The sequence below is a fragment of the Nonomuraea sp. NPDC003214 genome, assembly GCF_053590035.1.
Genome location: NZ_JBSFSX010000003.1, coordinates 466,535 through 491,911, shown reverse-complemented (window position 1 = coordinate 491,911; position 25,377 = coordinate 466,535). Strand labels below are relative to the sequence as shown.

Annotated in this window: 19 protein-coding genes; 7 read left to right on the top strand and 12 right to left on the bottom strand. The window is 73.9% G+C overall.

Annotated elements, in window-relative coordinates:
- Positions 1 to 18: 18 nt before the first annotated feature.
- Complete coding sequence (locus ACWDXC_RS11165; RefSeq protein WP_449980593.1) at positions 19 to 2,535, top strand: ATP-binding protein; 2,517 nt, start codon at positions 19 to 21, stop codon at positions 2,533 to 2,535.
- On the opposite strand, the gene ACWDXC_RS11160 is transcribed toward ACWDXC_RS11165, so the two are convergent.
- A complete protein-coding gene (locus ACWDXC_RS11160) occupies positions 2,516 to 3,391 on the bottom strand; it encodes a hypothetical protein (RefSeq protein ID WP_449980590.1) in 876 nt (291 codons plus the stop codon). The genes ACWDXC_RS11165 and ACWDXC_RS11160 overlap by 20 nt on opposite strands.
- Before the next feature lie 73 nt (positions 3,392 to 3,464).
- Between ACWDXC_RS11160 and ACWDXC_RS11155 the strand changes: the two genes are divergently transcribed.
- Entirely contained in the window at positions 3,465 to 4,247 is a 783-nt protein-coding gene (locus tag ACWDXC_RS11155; protein ID WP_308126076.1) for a tyrosine-protein phosphatase, read from the top strand.
- A gap of 25 nt (positions 4,248 to 4,272) precedes the next feature.
- On the opposite strand, the gene ACWDXC_RS11150 is transcribed toward ACWDXC_RS11155, so the two are convergent.
- Both ACWDXC_RS11150 and ACWDXC_RS11145 read right to left on the bottom strand, forming a co-directional pair.
- The gene (locus ACWDXC_RS11150; RefSeq protein WP_449980588.1) at positions 4,273 to 5,319 is read right to left on the bottom strand and encodes a Gfo/Idh/MocA family oxidoreductase; all 1,047 of its coding nucleotides are present in this window, start codon (positions 5,317 to 5,319) and stop codon (positions 4,273 to 4,275) included.
- Positions 5,312 to 6,211 (bottom strand): proteasome assembly chaperone family protein, encoded by a 900-nt coding sequence (locus ACWDXC_RS11145; RefSeq protein WP_449980585.1) that lies wholly within the window; start codon positions 6,209 to 6,211, stop codon positions 5,312 to 5,314. The genes ACWDXC_RS11150 and ACWDXC_RS11145 overlap by 8 nt, the downstream gene beginning before the upstream one ends.
- Positions 6,212 to 6,305: 94 nt before the next feature.
- Here ACWDXC_RS11145 and ACWDXC_RS11140 point away from each other — a divergent pair, with 94 nt between their 5' ends.
- Positions 6,306 to 6,692, top strand: a complete 387-nt coding sequence (locus ACWDXC_RS11140) for an ankyrin repeat domain-containing protein (RefSeq protein WP_449980583.1) — start codon at positions 6,306 to 6,308, stop codon at positions 6,690 to 6,692.
- Between the two features lie 70 nt (positions 6,693 to 6,762).
- On the top strand, positions 6,763 to 7,764 hold the full coding sequence (locus ACWDXC_RS11135) for a terpene synthase family protein (RefSeq protein ID WP_364169455.1): 1,002 nt from the start codon (positions 6,763 to 6,765) through the stop codon (positions 7,762 to 7,764).
- Between the two features lie 50 nt (positions 7,765 to 7,814).
- Here ACWDXC_RS11135 and ACWDXC_RS11130 read toward each other — a convergent pair whose 3' ends face one another.
- The 7 genes from ACWDXC_RS11130 to ACWDXC_RS11100 form a co-directional block, all read right to left on the bottom strand.
- On the bottom strand, positions 7,815 to 9,929 hold the full coding sequence (locus ACWDXC_RS11130) for an ATP-binding protein (protein WP_449980579.1): 2,115 nt from the start codon (positions 9,927 to 9,929) through the stop codon (positions 7,815 to 7,817).
- A gap of 206 nt (positions 9,930 to 10,135) precedes the next feature.
- Positions 10,136 to 11,311: an FAD-dependent monooxygenase gene (locus ACWDXC_RS11125; RefSeq protein ID WP_449980576.1), complete on the bottom strand. Its 1,176-nt coding sequence runs from the start codon at positions 11,309 to 11,311 to the stop codon at positions 10,136 to 10,138.
- A gap of 207 nt (positions 11,312 to 11,518) precedes the next feature.
- Complete coding sequence (locus ACWDXC_RS11120) at positions 11,519 to 14,905, bottom strand: BTAD domain-containing putative transcriptional regulator (protein WP_449980574.1); 3,387 nt, start codon at positions 14,903 to 14,905, stop codon at positions 11,519 to 11,521.
- 75 nt (positions 14,906 to 14,980) lie between these two features.
- Positions 14,981 to 16,165, bottom strand: coding sequence for an FAD-dependent monooxygenase (locus ACWDXC_RS11115; RefSeq protein ID WP_449980572.1), 1,185 nt, complete (start codon positions 16,163 to 16,165; stop codon positions 14,981 to 14,983).
- 239 nt (positions 16,166 to 16,404) lie between these two features.
- Complete coding sequence (locus ACWDXC_RS11110) at positions 16,405 to 17,250, bottom strand: ABC transporter permease (protein ID WP_219518229.1); 846 nt, start codon at positions 17,248 to 17,250, stop codon at positions 16,405 to 16,407.
- Positions 17,247 to 19,931: an alpha/beta fold hydrolase gene (locus ACWDXC_RS11105; RefSeq protein ID WP_449980569.1), complete on the bottom strand. Its 2,685-nt coding sequence runs from the start codon at positions 19,929 to 19,931 to the stop codon at positions 17,247 to 17,249. The genes ACWDXC_RS11110 and ACWDXC_RS11105 overlap by 4 nt, the downstream gene beginning before the upstream one ends.
- 46 nt (positions 19,932 to 19,977) lie before the next feature.
- Positions 19,978 to 20,385: a PaaI family thioesterase gene (locus ACWDXC_RS11100; RefSeq protein WP_219518224.1), complete on the bottom strand. Its 408-nt coding sequence runs from the start codon at positions 20,383 to 20,385 to the stop codon at positions 19,978 to 19,980.
- 25 nt (positions 20,386 to 20,410) lie between these two features.
- Here ACWDXC_RS11100 and ACWDXC_RS11095 point away from each other — a divergent pair, with 25 nt between their 5' ends.
- Both ACWDXC_RS11095 and ACWDXC_RS11090 read left to right on the top strand, forming a co-directional pair.
- Complete coding sequence (locus ACWDXC_RS11095) at positions 20,411 to 21,772, top strand: cytochrome P450 (RefSeq protein ID WP_449980566.1); 1,362 nt, start codon at positions 20,411 to 20,413, stop codon at positions 21,770 to 21,772.
- A gap of 127 nt (positions 21,773 to 21,899) precedes the next feature.
- Positions 21,900 to 22,952, top strand: coding sequence for a hypothetical protein (locus ACWDXC_RS11090; protein WP_449980564.1), 1,053 nt, complete (start codon positions 21,900 to 21,902; stop codon positions 22,950 to 22,952).
- Here ACWDXC_RS11090 and ACWDXC_RS11085 read toward each other — a convergent pair.
- Complete coding sequence (locus ACWDXC_RS11085; protein ID WP_219518220.1) at positions 22,910 to 23,938, bottom strand: copper resistance D family protein; 1,029 nt, start codon at positions 23,936 to 23,938, stop codon at positions 22,910 to 22,912. The genes ACWDXC_RS11090 and ACWDXC_RS11085 overlap by 43 nt on opposite strands.
- A complete protein-coding gene (locus ACWDXC_RS11080; RefSeq protein WP_449980561.1) occupies positions 23,935 to 24,567 on the bottom strand; it encodes a copper resistance CopC family protein in 633 nt (210 codons plus the stop codon). Before ACWDXC_RS11080 ends, ACWDXC_RS11085 begins: the two co-directional genes overlap by 4 nt.
- A gap of 49 nt (positions 24,568 to 24,616) precedes the next feature.
- Between ACWDXC_RS11080 and ACWDXC_RS11075 the strand changes: the two genes are divergently transcribed.
- On the top strand, positions 24,617 to 25,375 hold the full coding sequence (locus ACWDXC_RS11075; RefSeq protein WP_364169421.1) for a class I SAM-dependent methyltransferase: 759 nt from the start codon (positions 24,617 to 24,619) through the stop codon (positions 25,373 to 25,375).
- Positions 25,376 to 25,377 lie beyond the last annotated feature (2 nt).

Genomic DNA, 25,377 nt, shown 5'->3' with positions numbered 1-25,377 from the left:
GGAAGGGGGGTCACGTACGTGACAGCTGAGTTGGACAAGCCGCAGCGCCGGCGCAAGCTCGGAGTGGCCGCTCCCGTCGCCGCCGGCGTCGCGGCCGCCGCGGCCAGCATCCTCGCGGCGGCCCTCGAATGGGAGATCCCGCCCCTGGCCAAGGTCGGGGTCACCGCCGCCGCCGCGCTCCTGGTCGGCCTGGCCACCTGGGCCACCACCGAGAGCCGGCCCCGGCGCGGCGTCCCCGCCGAGCCGTCCTCACGCCCGCCCGACCAGTGGCCGCCCGTCCCCGAGCACTTCACCGGCCGCGCCGAGAGCCTCGCCGAGCTGCGCGAGGTCTTCGCCGCCCGCCGCCGGTCCGCCGCCGGCTCCCCGCCGCTCGTGGTCTCCCTGTACGGGCGCGGCGGCGTCGGCAAGTCGGCCCTCATGACCCGCTTCGGGGACGAGGTCGCCGCCTGGTTCCCCGACGGCCGCCTCTACGCCAACCTGCGCGGCGGCGTCGACGCCCCGGTACGGCCCGAGGAGGTGCTGACCGGGTTCCTGCGCGCGCTCGGCGTCCGGCTCACCATCGACCCCGGCGGCCTGGAGGAGCTGCGCAAGCTCTGGCTGACCTGGACCAAGGGCCGCCGCATCCTCATCGGCCTGGACAACGCGCACGACGCCGAACAGGTCAAGGCGCTGATCCCGGCCGAGCGCGGCTGCGCGGTGCTGGTCACCTCCCGCCAGCCGCTGTTCCTGAACGGCACCCACGACACGCGGCTCGGCGTGTTCAGCGAGGCGCAGGGCGTGGAGCTGCTGGCCCGGCTGGCCGGCGGCGCCCGGGTGAGCGACGACCTGGAGTCGGCCCGGCGCATCGTCCGCCAGTGCGACCACCTGCCGCTGGCCGTCACCATCTGCGGCGGCCGGCTCGCCACCCGCGAGCAGTGGACGCTGCGCCAGATGGCCGACCGGCTGCACGACGAGCGCCGCCGCCTCGACCAGCTCGAACTCGCGCCCACCGTGGACAAGAGCGTGCGCGCCTCCGTCCAGCTCAGCTACGACGACTGCACCGGCGTGCAACGCCGGCTGCTGCGCCTGCTCAGCGCGCTGCCCGCGCCCGACGTGCCCGCCTGGGTCGCCGGGGAGCTGCTCGACGTCTCCGGCCTCGACGGCGCCGACCAGCTGGAGGCGCTCATCGACGCCCAGCTCGCCGAGTGCTCCGGCACCGACGCCACCGGCGCGCTGCGCTACCGGCTGCACGACCTCGTCGCGCTGTTCGCCGCCGAGCTGGCCGGCGAGGACGACCCGGAGCGGCGCGGCGACGCCATCGAGCGGGTGCTGCACGGCTACCGCCGCCGTGCGGAGGAGGCCGCGCAGGACCGGTGGCCGCAGGACTGGAGCAAGGGCGGCCGCCGCTCCAGCACGGAGGGGCAGATCCACGCCGGCGACTGGCTCAACGCCGAGCGGCTCACGCTCATGTCGATGATCACGCTGGCCAGGCAGCTGGAGATGTGGGAGCTCACCTGGGGGCTGGCCAGGGCGTTCTGCTCGCTGTGCCACTCGCTGCGCGCCTACTGGGCCGACTGGCACACGGTGGCCGACCTCGGCTGCGAGGCCGCCGAGCGGGCCGGCGACCGGCGCGCCCAGGCGATCTCCATGCTCGACCGCGCCGCCGTACAGGGTGGTCAGGGCGGGCAGGAGCGGGGCCGCGCGGACGCCGAGTGGGCGCTGGAGGTCTTCACCGAGCTGGGCGAGTCGTGGTGGGCGGCCAGGGCGATGCGGGCCATCGGCATGACGCTGTTCAGCGACGGCCACCTCGACCGGGCGCAGGAGCATCTCATCGGCGCGATCACCGCGTTCAGGGGCGAGGAGGACTTCTGGTGGATGGCCCGCACCCAGCGCAACCTGGCCGAGCTGCGGCTGGCCGAACGGCGGCCGGAGGAGGCCAGGCGGCTGCTGGAGGACTCGCTGGAGGTCTTCGAGCGGGCGGGCAACCGCTACTCGGAGGCGCAGACGCTGCGCGTCTACGGCGAGGTGCTGGCCGCCCAGGCGCGCGGCCTGCGCCGGGCCGGTGAGCACCGGGCCGCGCAGGACGGCTTCGCCCGGGCCGGCCACAGCCTGGACCGGGCGGCCGAGATGTTCCGGCAGCGCGGCGAGCTGTGGGAGGAGGCCCGCTGCCTGCGCGCCGCGGGCGAGGTCGGCGACCCGGCCAACGGCCCGCGCGAGCTGGAGCTGGCCCGGCGGGCCGAGGAGATGCTGGCGGTGCTCGGCGACTCCTGGGGGGTGGCCCGCACCGCCGCCTCCATCGGCCGGGCGCTCGGCCGGCTGGGCCGGATGGCGGAGGCCGAGCACGAGCTGCGCCGGGCCGTGGGCGCGTTCGAGGAGCTGGGCGACCGCTGGTGGATGGCGCTCAGCCTGCGCTACCTGGGCGAGGCGCACCTGGACAACGGCGGGCGCGCCCCGGCGGTGCCGCCGTTGCGCCAGGCCAGGGACCTCTACCGCAGCCTGGGCAACGAGGCGGGCATGAGCAGGACGCTGGAGCTGCTCAGACGAGCGGAGACCTGAGCAGCTCGCCGGCCGCCTGCCTGGCCTCGTGGATGCTCTGCTCGAACAGCCTGCGCACCTGCGTGGCCTGGTCGGACAGCTCCTTGATGTGCGCGCGGGCCAGGTCGTCGCGCACGGTCTCGGCCACGAGCTGCTGGTAGTCCGGCGTGCGCGCGGCCAGCGCCTCCAGCCGCTGGTGCGCGTGGAAGACCCGGTCGGCCTTGACCACCTGCTTGGCGTACTTCTCCAGGTTGCGCACCCGTCTCGACAGGGACGTCCAGGCGGCGTCGAGCGCCGAGCTGTAGGGCTTGAACGCGTCCTCCAGACCGGAGGGCAGGTCGCGGGGGACCAGCCGGCCGTGCTCGGCGTGCATGGCCGACAGCTTGGCCAGCCGCCGGCTGATCTGCCACAGCTCCTCCGGGAGCGTGACGCGGTTGTCGGTCGTGTCGATCAGTCCGGCCCGGTGCACCTGTGAGCCGAGGATCGCGTCGGCCGCCGCCTGCGCCCGGCGCAGCAGCACCTGGCAGGGGTGGTCGAGGTCCTCGGGCAGCACGTAGTGGCCGGCGTACTCGTAGGCGAGCCGGAGACGCCGCCTGGCGGCGCGGTTGGTGGCGTCGACCGCCATCCACCGCAGCATCGCGATCAGGTTCAGGCCCACCGCCGTCATCGCCACGCCGGCCACGCTGCCGGTCGCCAGCCAGATGAACAGCAGTGCGCCCGGCACGACGAACAGCCAGGTCGAAGAGTGGGAGGGCTCCATCCGCCGGCCCGTCCTGGCCATGCGGAGCACCTGAGGGCTGGAGCGCAGTTCGGCCGAGATGTCCGGGGGCAGCGATGGATCGATCACCATCCGTGGGGGCAGGGAGCGCGGATCCATACGTTCATGCTGCGTTATGGAGACCGAATCCGCTCAGTTTTGCCGGACATATAGGGTCAACGTGATGAACGCGATGACGAGATGGATCGATCTGGAAGGCGCGGTCAACGTCCGGGACCTGGGCGGGCTGCCCACCCGGGACGGCGGCGTCACCCGCTACGGCCGGATCCTGCGCTCCGACAACCTTCAGGCGCTCACCCCCGCCGACGTCTCCCGCCTGGTCGGCGACCTGAAGCTCCGGCACGTCGTGGACCTGCGCTCCACGGCCGAGGTCGCCCTTGAGGGCCCCGGCCCGCTCACCGCGGTGCCCGAGGTGACCCACCACCACCTGACGCTGTTCGCCGAGGGCGGGCGGCACACCGACGTCGAGGCCGACACCATCGACGCCGAGCGCGTGCTGCCCTGGCACGAGCGGCAGATCGACGAGGAGCTGCGCGTCACCGGCTTCTACTACGGCTACCTGCGCGACCGGCCCGACGCCGTCGTGGCGGCGCTGCGCGCGATGGCGCTGGCCGACGGCGCGGCCGTGGTGCACTGCGCGGCCGGCAAGGACCGCACCGGCGTGCTGTCGGCGCTGGCGCTGGAGATCGCGGGCGTGACCCGCGAGGCCATCGTGGCGGACTACGCGGCCACCGGCGAGCGGCTGGAGGCCGTCCTGCGGCGGCTGCGCGGCAGCTCCACCTACCGCGACGACCTCGACTCGCGCCCGGCCGACGACCACATGCCGCGCCCGCGCTACATCCAGCAGTTCCTCGCGGTGCTCGACGACCGATTCGGCGGGCCGCAGGGCTGGCTGGCCCGGCACGGCTGGACGCCGGACGACACCGCCACGATGCGGGCCCGCCTGCGCGAGTGATCGGCCGAGGCCGACGGGGGAGCGGTCAGCCGAGGCTGATGACGGCGGACTCCTCGGCCGACCGGCGGGCGGCCTCGATCACGGTCAGCGCCTCGACCGCGCTCTCGGGGCGCACCGGCACGGGCGCGCCCGTGCGCAGCGCCCGCTCGACGCCGCGGTAGAAGCCGAGGTAGTCGCCGGCCTCGGTCGGCACCGCGCGCAGCTCGTCGCCGGCCCCGAGGACTCCCCACCGGTCCTCGGGCTCGTCGCCGAACCCCGCCTCGCCGGGCGAGCGCCCCGCCCGCAGCCGCTCCTCCTGGACGTCCAGGCCGTGCTTGACGTAGGCGGCCTTGGAGCCCAGCACCCGGAAGCGCGGCCCGAGCTGGGCGGCCAGCGAGCTCGCCCACAGGTGGGAGCGGGCGCCGCCCGCGTGCGTCAGCGCCACGAACGTGTCGTCGTCCGCGCCGACGCCCTCGCGCCGCACGTCGCTCTCGCAGTAAACCGACCGGACCGGGCCGAGCAGCTGGATCGCCTGGTCGACCAGGTGGCTGCCCAGGTCGTACAGCAGGCCGCCGGCCTCGCCGGGGCCGCCCGACTCGCGCCAGCCGCCCTTGGGCGCCGGCCGCCAGCGCTCGAAGCGCGACTCCAGCCGCAGCACCTCGCCCAGCTCCCCGTCACCGGCCAGCCGGCGCACGGTCAGGAAGTCGCCGTCCCACCGCCGGTTCTGGAAGACGGTCAGCGGCAGCCCGCGCTCGGTGGCCAGCCGCACGACCGGCTCCGCCTCCTCGGCGGTGCGGGCGAACGGCTTGTCGACGATGACCGCCCTGCCGTGGCGCAGCGCCTCGGTGGCCAGGCTCGCGTGGGTCCGGTTGGGGGAGGCCACCACGACCAGGTCGCAGCGGTCCCACAGCAGGTCCACGTCGCCGACTCCCTCGGCGCCGTAGCGCGCGGCCACCTCGGCCTGCCGCTCCGGGTCGCGCGTCACCACGGCCGTCAGCCGCAGCCCGCCGGTCGCGTGGATCAGCGGCGCGTGGAAGAACGCCCCCGCGGTCCCGTAGCCGACGAGGCCCACCCGGACCGGCTGCTCACTCATCGTCGCGCTCCGCCAGGAACCGCTCGAACTGGGCGGCGAGCTCGTCGCCCGTGGGCATCGGGGTGGCGTCGGCGATCAGATTCTCCCGCTCCGAGCCGGCCGCGAACGCGTCGTACTGCTGCTCCAGCCCGGTGATCGCGCTGGACAGCTCGGCCGACGCGCCGATCTGCTCCTCGATCTCCGACGTCGTGCGCTGGGCCGCCTCACGCAGGCCGTCCATCGGGAAGACCAGCCCGGTGTTGCGGGTGACCGCCTCCAGCCCGGTGACGGCGGCGGTCGGGTATTCGGCCTGCGACAGGTAGTGCGGCACGTGCACGGCGTAGCCGACCGCGTCGCGGCCCTCGGCGCCGAGCCGGAACTCCAGCAGCGCCGCCACGCTGCCCGGCACCTGCACCCGGCCGAACGCGCTGGTCTGCGGGCCGATCAGCTCGGGGCGGCTGGCGTGCATGGTGATGCCGAGCGGCCGGGTGTGCGGCACCGCCATCGGGATGCCGTGCAGCGTGACCATCCGGCTCACGCCCAGGCGCTCGACCAGGGTGGCGACCGCGCGGGTGAACAGCTCCCACTCCCGGTCCGGCTCCGGGCCGCTCATCAGCAGGAACGGGGTGCCCGTGGCGTCCTCGGCCGCGTACAGGGCCAGCTCGGGGGTCTCGACCTCCACCCATCTGTCGGTGTCGAACGTCATGATGGGCCGGCGCGAGCGGTAGTCGAGCAACCGGTCCACGTCGAACGTCGCCACGACCCGGTGCTCCAGCTCGGCCAGCAGGTGGCCCAACGCCAGGCGCCCGGCGGCGCCGGCGTCGACGAAACCGTCGAAGTGGTACAGCAACACCGGATCGGTCAGCTCGGGGACATCGTCTGCGAGCTTGTAGAGATCCGTCGGGTCGAACACGTCTGGTCAGCCTTTCCTTAGGTACTCATCTCCAGAACCCACGGCGAGCCGGAACGATTCCGTGATCGGCACCCTATCGAGGCACAATGGGCTCATGGACGGGGACCCGGAGCTCGAAGAGTTCGCCACCAGGATGTTCGACCTGGCCAGGAGCGGTGACACCGACGCGCTGCGCGCGTACGTGGAGGCCGGGGTCCCGGCCGATCTCACCAATGGCAAAGGTGACAGTTTGCTGATGCTCGCGGCCTATCACGGGCACGCGGCCACCGTGAGCATGCTCATCGAGCAGGGAGCCGATCCGGGGCGGGCCAACGACCGCGGCCAGACGCCGCTCGCGGGCGCGGTGTTCAAGAAGGAGCCGGCCGTGGTCAGGGCGCTGCTCGACGGCGGGGCCGACCCGGCCGCCGGGAACCCGTCGGCCGTCGACACGGCCAGGATGTTCGCACACGACGAGTTTTTGGAATGGTTTGGGGCAAAGTAGTTCATAATATGAAATATGTACGAATGAGGGGAGTATGGCCTTTCGAACGGTCCATCGTCATGCTGGATGAGTGGCTAATTCTGCGCATTCCTTCAGTAGGCGACCACTCCAGATCCCTCCGCTGCCCTGCCCGTTCCCCAATGAGATAAACGAGCACGCCGCCGAGGTCGACGCCGAGAGCCATAGCTGGCTGGCCGCCTCACACCTGCTGCCCGGAGCCGAGACCCTCGAGCACTTCCGGCGCTCCAAGATCGGCATGCTCGCCGCGCGGACCAACCCCTTAGTGCCCCGCGACGCGCTCCGCCTGATCAACGACTGGTACAACTGGCTGTTCGCCTTCGACGACGCGTTCTGCGAAGGCGAACTGATGGGGCACCGCGCCTCCGCGCTGGCCCGCGCCCTCCCGCCCCTCCTGGAGATCCTCGACCGGCGCCGCGAACCCGACGGCGGCGACCCGTTCGGCGTCACCCTGCGCGAACTCCTCGACCGCATCGCCGAGTCCGGCACCCCCGCCCAGGTCGACCGGTGGCGCACCACGGTGAAGGAATACCTGTTCGCCCAGATCTGGGAGGCCGCCAACCGGGAGGTCGACCTCATCCCCACCCCCGAGGACTACGTGCTCATGCGCCGCATCACCGGGGCCACCTTCACCTGCTTCGCGCTCATCGACGTCGGCGGCGGCTACAGGCTCGAAGCCGAAGAATGGCACCACCCCGACGTGCGCATGCTCTCCGACCTGGCCTGCGACCTCATCGGCTGGGACAACGACCTGCTCTCGTACGCCAAGGAACGGGGCAACGACAAGGCCCGGCACAACCTCGTCACGGTGCTGGCCACGCACCGGACGTTCAACCTCCAGGAGGCGCTCGAAGAGGTGTCGAAGATGCACAACGCGGCCATCGCCGCCTTCGTGGAGCGGCGCGCGGCGCTCGACAAGTGGGCCTCGCTGCCCGTCCGCCGATACGTGCGCGGACTCGAACACTGGGTGCGCGGGCACATCGAGTTCTCCCTCGGCAGCGCCCGCTACGTGCACGCCTGGCCCACCGACACCCGCTGGCCGCAAGCCGTCTAGGTGAGCGCGGGCTCCGTCGTCACACCCCGCGGTCCAGGTCCCGGACCCCCTCAGACAACGCCGTCCTCCGAGGCGTCCAGGTCGCCGAGCGCGAGCGCGGACGCCTCGTCGAGGTCCAGCCGCCCGCCCTCCTCGAACGCCGCCTGATAGTCCCGCTCGCCCATCGCCTTCTGGCACTCCTTGACGCACTGATCGTGGTCACCGGTCAGGAACGGCGCGCCCAGCATCGGCAGGCCCGCCGTCTTCCAGTTCTGCTGCAACGCGCCCAGCAGCCGGGCCGCCAGCGGCTCCTGCCCCATCGCGGCGAAGATCCGCGCCGTCGTCTCCAGCACCAGCAGCGTGCCCAGCGTGTCGTGGAAGTGACGCTTGATCCGCAGCCCCTCGCGGGCCGCGTCCAGCGCCTCGCCCGGCCGGTTGCTGCCCAGCTTGGTCAGCGACATCGCCCACTGCGCGTAGGAGCTCACCCACAGCTCGCCGCGCTCCTTGCACACCTGGAGGCAGTCGTTCAGCAGCGACTCGGCCTCGTACAGCTCGCCCTGCGCCGACAGCACCAGCGACAGCTCCACGATCGCCGGCAGCAGGCCCGGGTTGAGCTCCTTGTTGTCGGTGTTGAACTCGATCGCCACGCCCAGCAGCGCGCTCGCCTTCTGCAGGTCGTCCTGCAGCAGCGCGGCGGTGCCCTGCATCTTCGAGGCCAGGATCACCGCCCTGGAGTCGCCGACCCGCACCGCCTCGGTGCTGCACCGCTCGGCCGCCTCCAGCGCGCCCACGCTGTCACCCTGGGCGCTGCGCACGTACGACAGCACCCACAGCGCCTTGCAGCGCTCCTTGCTGAAGCCCTTGTTGGCCTCCAGGGCCCGCTCCAGATAAAGACGGCCCTCGCGGACGAAACCGCAGCACACCCACATGAACCACAGCGACGACAGCAGCGTCAGCGCCAGAATCGTCTCACCCGGCGTGCGCAGCGCGTGCTCCAGCGCGAGGCGGACGTTGTCGTGCTCCTGCCGCATGCGGACGAACCAGTAGATCTGCCTCGGCCCCGACCATGCGTCCTCGCTGCGCTGCGCCAGGCTCAGGTAGTAGGCCAGGTGCTTGTGGCGCAGGTTCTGCTTCTGGCCGAGCTTCTCCAGCCACTCCTCGCCGTACTCCGCCAGCGTGTCGATCAGCTTGTAGCGGACGCCGGCGTGGTTGCTGCTGATCATCAGGATCGACTTCTCCACCAGCCCCGTGACCAGGTCGGTGATGTCGCCTTCCGGCAGCCGCTCGTCGGAGCAGACGGCACGCGCCGCCTCCAGCTCGAAGTCACCGGCGAACACCGACAGCCGCGCCCACAGCAGCCGCTCGGCCGGCTCGCACAGCTCGTGACTCCACCCGATCGCCGCCCGCAGCGTCTGATGCCGCGGCAGCGCCGTCCGGCTCGCGCCCGCCAGCAGGCTGAACCGGTCGGCCAGCAGCGCCAGGATCTGCTCCACCGACAGCGCCCGCAGCCGCACCGCCGCCAGCTCGATCGCCAGCGGGATGCCGTCGAGACGACGGCACAGCTCCGCCACCGCGTTGATGTTGTACTCGTCCAGCGCGAAATCGGGCACCACCGCCCCGGCCCGCGCCGCGAACAACTGCACCGACTCGTTGGTGAACAGGTTCTCCACCGGGTCGTCGCCCGGCACCTGCAGCGGCGGCACCGGCACCACGTGCTCGTACGGCAGGTGCAGCGACTGGCGGCTGGTGGCCAGCACCTTCAGGTTGGGCGCCGCCTCCAGCAGCTCGTGCACCAGCTCCGCGCAGCCCTGCACCAGATGCTCGCACGTGTCGATGATGAGCAGCATGTCGCGCGTGCCCACCCACTCCGACAGCGTCTCCGACTCCGCCCGCGACGACTGGTCGGCGATGCCGAGCGCGGACGCGATCGTGTGCCGGACCATGCCCGCGTCCTGCAACCGGGCCAGATCGGCGAACCAGACACCGTCGGGATAATGGTTGCGCACCTGGTGCGCCAGCCGCAGCACCGTGCGCGACTTGCCCACGCCGCCGATGCCCGTGACCGTCACCAGGCGGGACTCGCCCAGGTACCGCTTGAGGTTGGCGAGCAGGCGCGTCCGGCCGACGAAGCTGGTCAGCTCCGCCGGCAGATTGCCTTCTCGCCGCCATCCTGTCGGGGTGGCCATGGGCAGCCTCTCGGGGGGATAGGCGACAACCTGCTTAGGCATCGTACCGCCGAGATCGCCGGGTGTCCCGGCGCCTGGAACGCCCGCGGGGTCGGCTTTGTATCACTCGGTAGCATGTATTCCGTGCAGGATTTTCTCCCGGAGCAGACCTCCGACGACACCGACCTCGGCTGGGGCGACTGGCCCGAGACCGACCCCGACGCCTTCTACCTCGACAACAAGCCGCCGCACTGGGCATAGTCCTTCAGCTCGATGCCGGTCGCGAACCAGTCCGTGGCCTTGAGCATCGCCCGCATCATCACCCTGCGGCGGAGCATCCAGTTGCGCATCCTGATCCGCGCCGGCGTCGCCGGCGCCAGGAACGGCCCGGCGTTCCCCTGCCGCGCCACCTTGGCGTAGCCGCGGAACGCCTCCTGATAGGCCGCGAACCCGGCCCGGTGATCACCGCCCGCCGCCGCCAGCTCACCCGCCAGCACGTACGCGCCCACGAGCGCCAGACCGCTGCCGAAACCGCCCAGCGTGTTCCCGTACGCCGCGTCGCCCAGCAGCACCACGCGGCCCCTGGCGTACTCGTCCGTCTCGACCCGGCTGATCGAGTCCAGATAGATGTCCTCGACCCCCGCCAGCCTGTCCAGCACCTCCGGGATCCGCCACCCGGCGCCCCGGTAGGCGTCCATCAGGACGCGGCGCTGCTGCTCCACGTCATACCGGTCGTAGTCCAGCGGCTCGGAGGCGAAGACGAAGAAGCTCGGCGCCTTCACCCCGCCCAGCGCCGCCATCCTGCCCGGCTCGTTGTACATCTGGCTGCCCGACTCCAGGTCGAGCTGCACCAGCGCGTAGTAGTGGCCCAGGAAGCGGACGAACTCCTCCTCCGGGCCGAACGCCAGCCGCCGCACGTTCGAGTGGATCCCGTCCGCCCCCACCACCAGGTCGAACGTCCGCGGCGCCGCCCGCTCGAACGTCACGTCCACGCCCCCGGCCGACTGCGTCAGCGACGTGATCGAGTCGCCGAAGACGTACTCGCAGCCCTCCCTCGTCCGCTCGTACAGCAGCTCCGCCAGGTCGCCCCGCAGGATCTCCACGTCGCCGCCGGTGAACTCGCCCGGCATCACGGCCAGCCGCCTGCCCCGCGCGTCGACGATCTCCTGGTCCGACCCGCCGGTCCGGCGGCGGTGCACCTCCTCCAGGATGCCCATGCGCTCCAGCACGGTACGGTGCACGGCGCCCTTGAAGTCGACCGCCTGCCCGCCCAGCCGCAGCGCGGGCGCCTTCTCCACCACGGTGACGCGGCACCCGTACCGGTGCAGCCAGTAGGCGATCGCGGGGCCGGCGATGCTCGCGCCGGAGACGAGGACCGAGGTGTTCTTCATAGCGGTGTCCATGAGACCGAGCATGGGCGCCCCCGCTGACAACCCACCGCGCCCCCGCTGACAACCCCGGCCTGGCCGCACCCCCGCACTGTCAGCGGGCCGCACCGGGCGCTGGCGGCCCGGGCGCCACGCGGACGGGGCGCCACGCGGACCGGGCGCCGACGGGGCTGGCGCCGGCGGACCGGGCGCCGGCGGGCCTGGCGCCACGCGGGCCTGGCGCTAGCCGGTCCGGTGCGCCGGGGGGTCGCCCTTGCCGGCCAGGCGCGCCCCTTCGGCGGTCAGGGCCGTCAGCACGTCCGCCCGCGTCAGGGCCCTGCCACGGGCGTGCGCGCGGTCGAACGCCTCGGCCCCCAGCACCTCGCGTGCCGCCTCGGCGGTCGCGGTGACCTGCCGATCACCGGCCACCGCCGCCCCCCGCACCGCCACTCCCGCCCCCAGCAACACCGCCGCCCTCTCCGCCACCCCCGCAGAAACCGCACCCTGCCCCGCCACCACCGAGGCCCTCTCGGCCACGCTCTCAAGGACCAGCGCCCCGGCCAGCCCCGCGGCGACGTCCGCCAGGTCGGCGGCCAGGCCGACGTCGAGCACCGCCGTCACCGCCTGCCCGTACAGCCGCCGCGCCTCCCCGCCGCCCCCGGACCCTCGTACACCGGACCCCCGTACACCGGCCCGCCGCTCGGCCCGCCGCTCGGCCGCCGTGAGGCGGGCCAGCGCGACGAGCACGCGCCCCCGCGCCTGCCGCGCCCCGAACCCGCCGCTCCTCGACGCCGCCAGCGCCCGCTCGAACCGCCTCCGCGCCTCACCCGTGTCACCCGCCGCCTGGGCCAGCTCGCCCAGCCCCACCTCCACCGTCACCGGCGCCCCGCCCCGCCCGGCACGCAGCGCGGCCTCCTCGGCCCGCCGGTAGGCGGCGGCCCCGCCCGCCAGGTCGCCTTCCCGCACCAGCGCCTCGGCCTGCCGCCCGAGCACGTCCGCCATCTCCTCCAGTGCCCCCAGCTCGCCGAGCAGGTCCAGCGCCTCCCGCCACATCTCCCCGGCCCGCCGCCAGTCGCCACGCCACCCGGCGAGCAGGGCCAGCCAGTCGAGCCCCTGCGCGATGCCCCACCGCTCGCCCACCGCGCGGAACCGCCCGAGCACGTCCTCCAGCTCCCGCTCACCCCCGGCAGGATCGCCGTCGATCACCCGCAGCAGCGCCCGCCCGAGCCGCCCCAGCGCCTCGCTCCACGGGTCGGAGCCGAGCACCCAGTCGGTCTCCGGCCCGACCGGCCGCGCCGGCGGCCCCACCGTCATCCCCCACAGCGCGGCGGTGATCGGATGCCGCAACGGCCGGTCCAGCCCGGCCACGAACGCCGCCGCCCGCTCCCAGTGCTCCGCCGCGGCCGGGGGAGAGGCGTGCACCACGCACATCACGTACCCCTCCTCCAGCCCCTCGACGGGCCGCCCGACGGCCTCCAGCAGCTCGGCGGCGGGCTCCCCGGCCTGGCTCTGCCGCCCGCTCAGCCACCAGTAGGACGCCAGCGCCGCCACCATGCGCAGCGCCCTGTCGCGGTCGTGGCGCACGGCCCAGCGCAGCGCCCCCATGAGGTTGCCGTGGTCGGCGGACAGCCGCCGCAGCCACTCCAGCTGTTCGCCGCGCCGCAGGTGTGGGTCGGCCCGCTGCGCCAGCGCCTCGAAGCAGCGCCCGTGCCGCTCCCGCGTCGGTTCGAGCTCGCCGGACTCGGCCAGCCGTTCCGCGCAGAACAGCCGGATCGTCTCCAGCATCCGGTACCGGCCGTCGGCGTGCTCGACGAGCGACTTGTCCACCAGGTCGCCCAGCAGCCCCGCCGCGTCGTCCAGCCCGCACACCTCCTCCACCGCCGCCACCGTCGCGCCGCCCGCGAACACCGAGAACCGCCGCGCCAGCGCCTGCTCGCCGGCCGTCAGCAGGTCCCAGCTCCACTCGACGGCCGCGCGCAACGTCCGGTGCCGCGCCGCCGCCGTACGATCCCCGCGCGACAGCAGCCGGAACCGGCCGTCCTCCGCCAGCCGCGCCGCGATCTCCTCCACCCCGAACGACCGCAGCCGCGCCGCCGCCAGCTCGATCGCCAGCGGCACCCCCTCCAGCGCCGCGCAGATCCGCACGACCGCCTCCACGTTGCCGGGCCCCACCTCGAACCCCTGCCGTACGGCCCCCGCCCGGTCCGCGAACAGCCGTACGGCCGGGTACGCCATCGCCTCACCCACTGCCGTCCGCCCGGCGGGCCCTGCCGTCCGGCCGGCGGGCGGCGTCGCCAGCGGCGTCAGCGTCACCAGCGCCTCGCCGGTGATCCCGAGCGGTTCGCGGCTCGTGGCCAGCACCCGCAGCCCCGGGCACTCCCCGAGCAGCTCCCGCACCAGCCCGGCCGCGGCGCCCACCACGTGCTCGCAGTTGTCGAGGACGAGCAGCGTCTCCCGCCCGCCGCCCAGCGCCGCCGCCAGCCGCCGCACCGGGTCCACCGTGTACGGCGCCCGCAGCCCGCCCTCCCGCACGCCGAGCGCCCCCAGCAGCACGCGAGCGACCTCCTCGCCCCCCACCCCCTCGCCGGTCAGCTCGGCCAGCGGAGTGAGATCCACGAAACACACCCCACCCGCCCCGGCCCCGCCCCCCGCAACAGGACCGGCCACCTCGCGGGCGCCCACCTTCTGGGCGGCCGACTCGTGGGCGGCCATCTTCTGGGCGGCTGTCTCCCGCGCGGCTGTCTCCCGCGCGGCCGCCTCGACCGCCAGCCGGGTCTTGCCGGTGCCGCCGGGCCCCACGACGGTGACCAACCGGGCATCCCGCAGCCGCCCGATCAGCGCCAGCTCTTCCTCCCGGCCCACGAAGCTGGTCAACTGCGCGGGCAGCCCCCGCCGCGCCACGGGCACCGGCTCGGTCCCCCGCAGCACGTCCAGGTGAGCGCCCGCCAGCTCGGCGCCGGGATCGACGCCCAGCTCGTCCGCCAGCAGCCGCCGCCCCTCCTCGAACACCTCCAGCGCCTCGGCCTGCCGCCCCGCCGCGTGCAGCGCCCGCATCAGCTGCGCCCGCAGCCGCTCCCGCAACGGATGCGCGTCCACCAGCCCCCGCAGCTCCGCCACCGAAGCCCCCTCGGGCAACCCCAGCTCGGCCTCCGCCAGATCCTCCAGCGCCCCGAGCCGCAGCTCCTCCAGCCGCGCCGCCTGCGCCCCGCCCGACGGCAGATCGCTCAGCGCCGGCCCGCGCCACAACGCCAGACCCTCCCGCAGCAGCGCCGCCCCCCGCGCGTGGTGCCCGGCCGCCACCAGCCGCCGCCCCTCCCGGGCCAGCCGCTCGAACCTGTGCGCGTCCACGTCGTCCGGATCGACCGCCAGCCGGTACCCGTTCCCGTGGAACTCGACCAGCCCGGCCCCGAGACCCCGCCGCAACCGCGACACCTGCGCCTGCACCGCGTTGGCCGCCCCGGCCGGCGGCTCCTCCCCGTACTGGCCGTCGATCAGCTCCTCGACGGTCACCACCCGGCCGGCGTTCAGCAGCAGCATCACCAGCAGCGCCCGCGGCCGGGGCCCGCCGACGGACACCACCTCACCGGAGGCCCCGCGCACCTCCAAGCCCCCCAGGACACCGAACCGCATGCGCCGATTCTGCCCGATCCCGGCAACACGCCCGCCGCGTCCCGATCACCGCACCCCCGTGGACCAGGGCGCGGCTCACTCCGCGAGGCCGTAGTCGGGAAGGGCGAGGCTGAGGCTGGCGGCGGACACCTGCTTCCCGGGCAGCAGCTCCGGGTCGCGCAGCGCCGCGTTGCGCGCGTCGAGCTCCTCCCGCGTACGGGGCAGGAGGGCGGAGCCGCCTCCCATGACCAGGGCCTGGTTCGTCTCGACGAACTCCCGCGCCGTCTTCTCGTAGGCGTCGAACGCGGCCGCGTGCCCGTCCCGCACGGCCAGCTCGCCCGCCAGGATGTACGCGCCGACGAGGGCGATGCTCGACCCCTGCCCCGACATGAACGAGGGCGCGTACGCGGCGTCGCCGACCAGCGCGACACGGCCCCGCGACCAGGCGGGCAGATGGATCTGGCTGACGAGGTCGAAGAACAGGTCGTCGGCCTCGCGCATGGCGGTCACCAGCCGGGGCACCTCCCAACCGGCGCCCGCGAACTCGGCGGTGACCAGGTCACGCAGGGCGGCGGGGTCGCGCAGGACGTCGAAGGGCGGTTCGTCCCGGACGAACACCAGGAAACCGTGCACCGGGGTGCCGGGCTCGTGCGCGTTGAGGACGGCGGCCTTGCCCGGGACGTTCCAGATGAACGCCTCGTGCGCCAGGCCGAGGTCACCGGGCAGCGTGAACCCGGCGAAGCAGCAGCCCAGATAGCGGTGGAAGGGCCCCTCGGGGCCGAAGACGTGGGCGCGGGTGCCGGAGTGCAGGCCGTCGGCGCCGATCACCAGGTCGTACGTCCGCGTCCGGCCGCTGTCGAACGCGACCTCCACCCGGTCGCCGTCGTCGTGCAGGACGGCGACGGAGTCGCCGAACACGAACTCGACCCGGTCACGGATCACGTCGACGAGCGCGTCGGCCAGGTCGCCGCGCCGCACCTCAAGGTCGACGCCCTCCGTGCCGCCCACCACGTCCTGGGCCGGAATGGCGGCGATCACCTCGCCCTCCGGATCGACGAACGAGACCTTCTGCGAGTCGACGTGGGCGTCCCGGAGCCGGGGAAGCAGCCCCATCCGCTCCACCACGCCGAGCGCGGTGCCACGGATGTCAATGGCGTAACCACCGCCCCGGACGGCGGGAGCCCGCTCCACGACCGTGACGTCGAAACCGTAGCGGTCGAGCCAGTAGGCCACGGCAGGACCGGCGATGCTGGCACCGGACACGAGAACGCGACGAGTCATGAGACCTCCTTACCCGCCCCAGCGCCCACCGCCGCCCACCCGTCCCGCACCACCACCCCGCCGGAATGCGCACCAGGCCCAGAACGCCGGGGAGCCCCCACACCGCCACACCCCCACACCGCCACGTCCTGCGGACCAGCGTGCGCCCGTGTCCCGTGTCGCGCGGGTCAGCGGGCGTGGTCCGGTGGCGCATTACGGCGCGCCCCCGGACCACCACGGTCACCTCCGCCGGGGCGCGGTCAGCTCACCACGTCCTTGCTGCGGAAGCGGCGGAAGGCGATGGCGATGAGGATGGCCGCGTACGTGATCGACACCGAGGCGCCCTTGGCCATGCCGCTCCAGTCCAGCTCCGGGGCGAGCGCGTCGATCCAGGCGTTGTTCCAGAACGTGGGCAGGAACTCGCGCAGCGCCCCCAGCGCCTCCACCGCCTGCAGGATGGTGCAAACGATCCACAGGCCGACCGCCCCGCCCACGGCGCCCAGCGGCGAATCGGTCATCGTGGAGATCAGGAACGCCAGAGCCGCCACGACGAGCTGGCTGACCATGGCGTAACCGATCACGATGCCGAAGCGCGGCAGCACGTCGAGCGCCGGGATGGTCTCGCCGGTGCCGGGGACCTGGATGTCGGCCCAGCCGAACGCGAGGGTCCCCGCCAGGAGCGCCATCAGCGGCAGGCTGATCACGGCGGCGGCCGAGTAGCCGAGCGCCACGACGAGCTTCTGCCGCAACAGCCGGTCACGCGGCACCGGCGCCGCCAGCAGGTAGCGCAGCGACGACCAGTTGGCCTCGCTGGCCACCGTGTCGCCGCAGAACAGCGCCACCGCGACCACCAGCAGGAAGCTCGCCGACACCGACAGCGCGAACGCCGCGAAGTTGAGCCCGCTGGCCGTGGCCAGGTCGGAGATGCGCAGCGACGACTGGTCGCCGAAGCCGTCGGGGCCGAGCTGGAACGCGATCACCAGGATCCACGGCAGCGCCAGCAGCAGCCCGAACATGCCCAGCGTGCGCCGCCGCTTGAACTGCCTGACGATCTCGACCCGCAGCGGGAGGGTCCGGCGGGGCGAGTAGCCCGTGGCGGCGGTCATGCCTTCTCCCCGATGAGGTCCAGGAACACGTCTTCCAGGCGCGGCCCGTGCCCGTTGCCGGTCGCGGCCGAGCTGAGCAGCGCCGACACCGGCCCGGCCGACACGAGCCTGCCGCGCTGCATGACGACCACGTGGGTGCAGGTCTGCTCCACCTCGGCCAGCAGGTGACTGGAGACGATCACCGTACGGCCGTCGCGCGCGTAGCGCTTGAGCACCTCGCGCATCTCCCGGATCTGGGGCGGGTCGAGGCCGTTGGTGGGCTCGTCGAGCACGAGCAGGTCCGGCAGGCCGAGCATGGCCTGGGCGATGGCCAGGCGCTGGCGCATGCCCTGCGAGTAGGTGCGTACGGCCCGCTCCAGCGCGGTGCCGAGACCGGCGATCTCCAGCGCCTCGTCGAACCGGGCGTCGGCCGCGGGGCGGCCGGTGGCGGCCCAGTAGAGCTCCAGGTTGTCGCGCCCGGACAGGTGCGGCAGGAACCCGGGGCCCTCCACGAACGAGCCCAGCCGGGACAGGACCGGCGCCCCGGGGGTGACGGGCTCGCCGAAGATCCGGATCTCGCCGCCGTCGGGGTGGATGAGGCCCATCATCATGCGCATCGTGGTCGTCTTGCCGGCGCCGTTGGGGCCGAGCAGGCCCAGCACCTGGCCCTGCTCCACCCGGAACGACAGGCCGTCCACGGCGGGCTCCCCGTTGCGGTAGGCCTTGCTCAGCCCCCGGATGTCCAGCGGCACCTCGGCCGTCCCGGCGGGCACCGGCGCCCCCGCTTCGGCGGCGGAGGAAGCCACGGAGTCCGGCGACGCGCCGGCCCCGACGCCGACGGAAGCCGGGGCCGGGGTGGGGGCCGGGGCCGGGGCCGGGCGGCGGCGGCCGGTGGTGAGGACGGCGGCGGCGACGAGGATCGCCGTCAGCGGCATCGCCCACACCCACCAGGCGATCCCGGCGGGCGGGGCGGCGAGGGTGGCGACCGTCGGGACGGACACCGCGGGGGAGGCGAGGGCGACGCGGTAGGAGGCCGGCTCGGCCGGGGTCGCGTAGCCCATGTCGGTCGTGGCGACGACCAGCCGCAGCCGGTGGCCGATCTCGAAGCGGTGGTCGACGGCCGGGAGCGTGACGGTGACCTCGGCGCTGCCCGCGCCCTCGGGGATCGTCACGCGCAGGGGCGCGACCAGACCGGCGGGCAGGGTCGGCGGCTGCATCGAGTCGGGCACGTCGAACAGCTTGGCGAACAGGGTCACCTCGCCCGAGCCCGACACCTTGATCCTGGCCGTCGGCGAGCCCGTGAGCTGGAGCGGCTCGGTGAGCGGCGCGGACTCGAACGCGGCGCTCTGGCCGGGCATGTCGAGCGAGACGCTCATGCCGCTCTGACCGCTGCCGCCGCCGAGCAGGCTGCCGACGCCCGGGACCGTGGAGATCGAGGCGGGTGAGCCGCCGGGCGGGTTGACGACGTGCTGCTCGGGTCCGGCGAGCGGGACGTCGGTGACGTCGGTGCCGCCCAGGCCGGGATAGGCGGTGGCCTCGGGGTGCAGGCGGATGCGCTGCCGGGTGCCCGGGTCGCGGCCGCCGTCGCGGGTCACGGTGAAGGCGCTGACAGGCGTCCCGGCGGCGGTGCCGGCGGTGGTGCCGGCGCCGGCGGGGGTGGTGGCGGCCTGCGGGGCGGTGGCGCCGGCGTTCTTCAGGTAGTGGTCGAACCAGGCCGCCGTCTGCTCGTACAGCCATTCGGCCTCGCCGTCGCCGCCGTCGTGGCCGCCGTCGAACCAGGCCAGGCTGACCGGGGTGCCCGCGGCGGCGATCGCCTTGGCGTTGGCGTCGGCGTGGTCGAGCGGGAACAGCGAGTCGCGCTGCCCCTGGATGAGCAGCGTCGGCGCCTTGATCCGGCCCGCGACGGAGACGGGGCTCGACTTGCGCAGCAGCTCGATCGCCTCCGGCGTGGCCTTGCCGGTCTTGGCGACCTCCTGGTAGATCTCGCAGATCGCGGGCAGGAACCGGCCGCAGCGCGCCTGCTCGGCGGTCAGCGGCTCGGGCCGCTCGGTGAGCGCCTCCAGGCCCTGCGGCACGCCCGCGCCGCCCCGGCCGAAGAAGATGCCCGCCCACATGCGCTTGAACACGCCGTTCGCGGGCCCCTTGCCGGTGGCGTCGGGGAAGAGCGCGCCGGCCAGGTCGGACCAGGTGATCTGGGGCACGATCGCGTCGACGCGGGCGTCATGGGCGGCCGTCATGAGCGCGATCGCGCCGCCGTAGGAGCCGCCCGCGATGCCGACGCGCGGGTCGCCCGACCCGTCGAGCGCGACCTCCGGCCGCTTGGCCAGCCAGTCGATGAGCTGCTTGACGTCCTTGACCTCGTAGTCGGCGGAGTTGAGCGCGATCTCGCCGCCGGAGCGGCCGAAGCCGCGCGCCGACCAGGTCAGCACCGCGTAGCCCGACCCGGCCAGGCGCTCGGCCTGCTCGCTCACGCTGCGCTTGCTGCCGCCGAACCCGTGCGCGAGCAGCACCGCGGGCGCCTTGTCAGCACCGGCCGGCGGGTAGAACGTGGTGTCGATCTGGACCCGCTGGTCGTCGGCGGGGCCGTCGACGACGGTGATCATCTGGTCCTGGCCGCGCGCGCCGGGCGCTGACGGCCACACCAGCCACGTCGTCACCCCCAGCAGGGCGAGCACCGCGACCAGCGCGGCCGTACGGTTCATGAGGTGGAATCCTACTTTCCCCACCTGAGAGATTTCTGAGACGCGATCACGCGAGGAGGGCGTAGACCGTCGAGGCGCGGGCGGCCGGGTCGCTCTCGCCCGCGGCGGTGAGCGTGACCTCGCTGAAGGCCAGCGTGCGCCCCAGCTTGGAGATGCGGACCTCGACCAGCACGTCCTTGTCCACGACCGGCCGTTGGAACGTCGTGGACTGCTGGACGGTCGTCATCGGCACGAACCCGCCCCGGGCGGCGGAGATCGCGACGACGGTGGCGGTGTCGGCGGCGGCCATCATCGCCTGGCCGCTCAGCCCGCCGCCCTCCCGGGCCAGCTCGGCCGACCACGGCAGGCGCAGCACGGCGTGCCGGTCGCCCACCTCCTCGACCAGCAGGCCGAGCCGCCGCACCCAGGGCGCGAAGTATTCGGCGAGGATCGCCTGTCCCTCTTCTGGAGTCACGCGCCCATCCTGCACCCTGGACGTCATGAGCGAGGAGACGCCGCGACCTCCTGTGGACGACACGCCCGGAACGGCCTCCCCTGTGGACGACACCGGCCACACCCACGGTGACCTGCGGGAAGAGGTCTTCCTGCCGTCCACGTACGAGCGGGCCGTCCCGTACGAGCTGTTCGCCCGGCTGCGCAGGGAAGCGCCCGTCTGCCGGATCCCCGAACCGGCGGTCGGCCCGTGGAAGGAGGGGCCCGGCTACTGGGCGGTGTTCCGGCACGCCGACGTCAAGCACGTCCTGCGCACCCCGGAGGACTTCTCCTCCCACCTCGGCGCCACCCAGATCCGCGACCCCGACACCCCGGCCGACCTGGAGTTCGTGCGGGCGATGATGCTCAACACCGACCCGCCCGCGCACTCCAGGCTGCGCCGGATCGTCGCCGCCGCGTTCACCCCGCGCGCCGTGCGGGCCCTGGAGCGGGAGATCGCCGAGCGGGCGCGCGGCCTGTTCGCCGAGGGCGAGTGCGACTTCGTCGAGGTGGCCGCCGACCTGCCCGTGTGGACGCTCGCGCACGTCATGGGCGTGCCGGACCGCGACCGGAGGCTGCTGTACGACTGGGCGTCGCGGGTGATCGGCTACCAGGACGCCGACTACGCGGGCCTGTCCACGGCCGAGACGGACGCGCTCACCCCGATGGGCCGCCAGGCGGCCGCCCGGCGCCCGGAGCCGCGTCCCGGCGTGAACCCGCGCTCCCGGGCGGCGCTCGCCGACATGTTCGCCTACGCGCACGCGCTGGCCGTGAGCCCGCCGGGCGACTCGGTGATGTCCGCCATGCTGCGCGGCGGCCTGACGGAGGCCGAGTTCGAGAACATGTTCTTCCTGTTCGCCGTCGCCGGGAACGAGACCCTGCGCAACGGCATCCCCGGCGGCCTGCTCACGCTCCTCGGCCACCCGGGGGAGCTGGCCCGGCTGCGCGAGGACCCGTCGCTGCTCGGCCCGGCCGTGGAGGAGATGCTGCGCTTCTGGCCGCCGGTGATGGACTTCCGGCGCACCGCCACCCGCGACCTCACGCTCGGCGGGCAGCGGATCCGCCGGGGCGACAATGTCGTCGTCTACCACGCCTCCGCCAACCGCGACCCGTCGGTCTTCCCCGACCCCGACCGCTTCGACGTCGGCCGCGCCCCGAACGACCACGTCAGCTTCGGCGCCGGCCCGCACCTCTGCCTGGGCGCGCACCTCGCCCGCGCCCAGATGCGCGCCGTCTTCGGCGAACTGCTCTCCTGGGACGTCACGCTGACGGGCGCCCCGCGCCGCCTCACCTCCAACTTCCAGAACGGTCTCAAACACCTACCGGTACGGCTGCGCCGCCGCCGGGCCGTGAGCCGCCCACCGGCATGACCGTAAGATTTGCGCCGTGATGTCACCAGCGACGCTTAAGAACTGGGCCCTGCCCTACTGGACGAGGGGCCCCGCGGGACGCGAGACGCCGCATGATCTGTTCCGTGTGCTGTATTTCGGGTGGCTGGTGGCGTTTGCCCTGAAGGTCCTCGGCTCGGCGTGGGACGTCTCGTGGCACTTCATGTGGCTGCGCGACGACCTGGCCCCGCCGCACCTGCTCAACTCGGTCGGCACCGCCATCGTGGTCGCCCTGACGATCATCCACGGCTACACCGGCTACGGCGTCGACCGGGCCGCGCTCCGGCTGATCCAGTGGGGCACCGGCGTGTTCCTCGTCGCGGTGCCGCTCGACCTGATCAACCACCGCATCAACGGCCTCGACATCACGTCGTGGAGCCCGTCCCACATCATGCTGTACGTCGGCACGTTCTTCATGATCGCCGGCGTGGTCCGGGGCTGGTTCATGGGCGCGCCGCCCGGCCGCGAGCGCACGGTGGTGCTGGGCGCGTTCCTGGCGTTCTTCCTGGAGAACGTGCACTTCCCCGAGCAGCACCAGGAGTACGGCATCCTGTCGCTCGGCGCCTGGGACAACAAGGTGGTCTACGCCGAGAAGATCCTGCTCGACTTCGCCGCCGAGCAGATGGGCCGCCCGGTCGACCGCATCATGATCACCAACTTCACGCTGCCGGTCCCCGACACGCTCTACCCCGTGTACGCGGTCGTCGCCGGGCTGGGCGTGCTGGTCGCGGCCCGGATGATGATCGGCAGGTTCGGCGCGGCGACGCTGGTGGCCGCCGCGTACGTGGTGTTCCGGGTGGCGATCTGGCCCCTGCTCACCGTGGCCGGCTTCCCGCCGTCGGCGGTGCCGTTCTTCCTCGTGGTCGGCGGCCTGCTGGTCGACCTGGCGTTCGCGCTGCGCCACCCGGCCGTGCGCGCCGTCGTCGGCGCCGCCGGGGCGACCGCCGCCGTCTACGGCGCGCTCATCGCGCAGGACGCGGTCATGGGCCCGGTGTACGGGTTCCTCAAGGGCCAGGAGGGGCTGCACGGCTCGCCGCCCCTGGCCACGGCGTCAGCCGTGTGGGCCGGGCTCGGGCTGCTGGTCGTCTGGCTGGCCTGCGAATGGTGGGCCGGCCGCCGTCAGCCGATCGAGGCCCGGGTGATCGCCACCGCCACCCCGTAGGCCAGGCCCATCACGGCCACCTCGGCCGTCGCCCAGCCGGCGACGGCCGTGGCCCGGCCCGCGCGGATGGCCGGCAGCAGCCGGAACCTGATGTGCGCGGCCAGCGGCACCAGCAGCGCCGTCAGGGTCACCTTGACCACGACGAGCAGCCCGTACTGGCTGGTCACGATCGCCCCGGGCAGCTCCACGCCGGGCGTCAGCGCCATCGTGCCGAGGCCGCTGACCAGGCCCGACAGGCCCACCATGAGCAGGCACACGGTCGCCAGCCTGGAGAAGCGCGGCAGCGCCACGGCCAGCAGCTCCGCGCGCGGCGCCACGAACACCGCCAGCGCGATCAGCCCGCCCGTCCACGCGGCGGCGCCGATCACGTGCACCTCCATCATGATCATGATGGGGTCGTGCCACACCGAGTCCACCGCGTGGCCGGTCACGGGGATCGGCAGCAGCCCGAACAGCGCGACCACGATCCGCAGCTCGGCCGGCACCTTCTCGCCGAACCGCACCGCCATCAGCCCGATCCCCGCCGCCGCCAGCGCGCACGCCGCGCTGAACAGCAGGCCCTGGCCGGTGCCGACGGTGTCGACGTACGAGGCGATCATGCCGAGCGTGGGGACGCGGCCGGGGTTCAGCTCGGCGGTCTGGAACACGATCGTCAGCAGCGCGCACACCGCCCACGCCCAGGCGGCGGTGACGGCGAGCGGCCGGACCCGGCGCAGCACCGGCTCGCTGCGCTCGGGGGCGTCGAACCCGAGCAGCTTCGGCACCAGGCTCAGCCCGACGACGGCCACGGCGGCCACGTCGAGCAGCACCCGCACCACCGGCAGGCCCACGGTGACCAGCGGTCCCGGCATCGGGATGCCGGGCACGGCCTCCTGCGCGGTCAGCGTGCTCGCGACGACGGCGGCGACCACCGCGCTCACGGCGAACACGCCGCCCGCGAGCTGCCCCCGGACCGCTCTCCCGGCGGCGACCTGCGTGGCCGTCACGCCCGCGCCCCCTTCCCGTCACGCCCGCCGGAACCACCGGACCCTACGCCCTCCGAAGCTCCGCCCTCGGCGGTGCTGGAAGGACCGGTGGGAGGCGGGGTGGCACGGCGCAGGGCCAGGGCGGTGCCGGCGGCCAGGATGAAGAGGGCGGCGACGATCCACACCACGGCCATCCCCGCGCCCCCGTTGGCCGCGGCCTCGGCGGCGGCGGCGCCCGCGTCGGGGGCGGCGGGGGCGGTGGCGGCGTCACCGGACGGGGCGGCGGCGCCGGTCCCGGCGACGGTGAAGGTGAGCTTGCCGGTCACCGGGTGCCCGTCGGACGACAGGATGCGGTAGCCGACCACGTAGCTCCCGGCCGGCATCGGCCTGACCGCGACGGACACCTTCTCGGCCGACACCACGGCGGCCCCGTCGGCCCACGCGGAGCCGTCGCCGCCGGTGACGCCGATCTGGGCGTAGCCCTGGCGCGCGGGCTGGTCGAAGGTCAGCGTGATCCGCGACGGCGGCGCGGCCAGCGTCGCCCCGTCGGCCGGGTCGCTGCCGACCAGCACGTTGTGCGCCCACGCGGGGGACGCCAGGCCCGCCGCCGCGCAGGCCGCCAGCAGCAGGACCGTGAGTAGCCGCCTCAACGAACAACCTTCCATCGAGCGTGTTCAAATCCCGTCTATGGTGCCATCCATGAGTGACCTGTTCGGCGGTGCGGCTCCCTACTACGCCCGTTATCGGGCCCCGCACGGCGACGAGGCGATCGCGTACCTGGCGCGGGTGGCCGGCTCGGGCGCGTGCGTGCTGGACCTGGGCTGCGGGCCGGGCACGGTGGCGATCCCGCTGGCGGCGCGGGTGCGCGAGGTGATCGCGGTGGACCCGGACCCGGCGATGCTGGCGGCGGGCGAGCAGCTGGCGGAGGGCGCGGGCAACGTCCGCTGGCTGCGCGGCGACTCCACGACGCTGGCGGCGCTGCCCCCGTTCGACCACGTGGTGATGGGCCGCTCGTTCCACTGGATGGACCGGCGGGCGGTGCTGGCGGAGCTGGACGTGCTGCTGCCGCCGGGCGGCACGGTGATGCTGGTGGGCCCGTCGAGGGATCACCCGGACGAGCCGTGGGAGCCGGTGGTGCGGGCGGTGCGGGAGAGGTTCGGGCTGGGGGAGATGACGGCCCGCGACTCGTTCCAGGCGACCGGCGAGCACCACGATGACGTGCTGAAGCGCTCGCCGTTCTGCCGGCTGGAGGAGGCGCAGTTCGCCTGGACGCTGCCCCGGGACGTGGACGCCGTGGTGGGCCTGCAGCTGTCCTACTCCTACAGCTCGCCGGCGCGGCTCGGCGACCGGGTGACGCGGTTCGCCGCCGCCGTGCGTGAGGCGCTGCTGGAGGCGCGCCCGTCGGGGGTGTGGGAGCAGCGGGTCGTCACGTCGGTGCTGGTCGCCAGGCGGTCCTGACA

What these genes read in the sequence shown, in the direction of transcription:
- ACWDXC_RS11150 (WP_449980588.1), bottom strand. Translation starts at nt 5,319, where the DNA reads ATGAGTGAGCAGCCGGTCCGGGTGGGCCTCGTCGGCTACGGGACCGCG.
- ACWDXC_RS11140 (WP_449980583.1), top strand. Translation starts at nt 6,306, where the DNA reads ATGGACGGGGACCCGGAGCTCGAAGAGTTCGCCACCAGGATGTTCGAC.
- ACWDXC_RS11115 (WP_449980572.1), bottom strand. Translation starts at nt 16,165, where the DNA reads ATGACTCGTCGCGTTCTCGTGTCCGGTGCCAGCATCGCCGGTCCTGCC.
- ACWDXC_RS11130 (WP_449980579.1), bottom strand. Translation starts at nt 9,929, where the DNA reads ATGGCCACCCCGACAGGATGGCGGCGAGAAGGCAATCTGCCGGCGGAG.
- ACWDXC_RS11160 (WP_449980590.1), bottom strand. Translation starts at nt 3,391, where the DNA reads ATGGATCCGCGCTCCCTGCCCCCACGGATGGTGATCGATCCATCGCTG.
- ACWDXC_RS11095 (WP_449980566.1), top strand. Translation starts at nt 20,411, where the DNA reads ATGAGCGAGGAGACGCCGCGACCTCCTGTGGACGACACGCCCGGAACG.
- ACWDXC_RS11120 (WP_449980574.1), bottom strand. Translation starts at nt 14,905, where the DNA reads ATGCGGTTCGGTGTCCTGGGGGGCTTGGAGGTGCGCGGGGCCTCCGGT.
- ACWDXC_RS11075 (WP_364169421.1), top strand. Translation starts at nt 24,617, where the DNA reads ATGAGTGACCTGTTCGGCGGTGCGGCTCCCTACTACGCCCGTTATCGG.
- ACWDXC_RS11155 (WP_308126076.1), top strand. Translation starts at nt 3,465, where the DNA reads ATGACGAGATGGATCGATCTGGAAGGCGCGGTCAACGTCCGGGACCTG.
- ACWDXC_RS11110 (WP_219518229.1), bottom strand. Translation starts at nt 17,250, where the DNA reads ATGACCGCCGCCACGGGCTACTCGCCCCGCCGGACCCTCCCGCTGCGG.
- ACWDXC_RS11125 (WP_449980576.1), bottom strand. Translation starts at nt 11,311, where the DNA reads ATGGACACCGCTATGAAGAACACCTCGGTCCTCGTCTCCGGCGCGAGC.
- ACWDXC_RS11105 (WP_449980569.1), bottom strand. Translation starts at nt 19,931, where the DNA reads ATGAACCGTACGGCCGCGCTGGTCGCGGTGCTCGCCCTGCTGGGGGTG.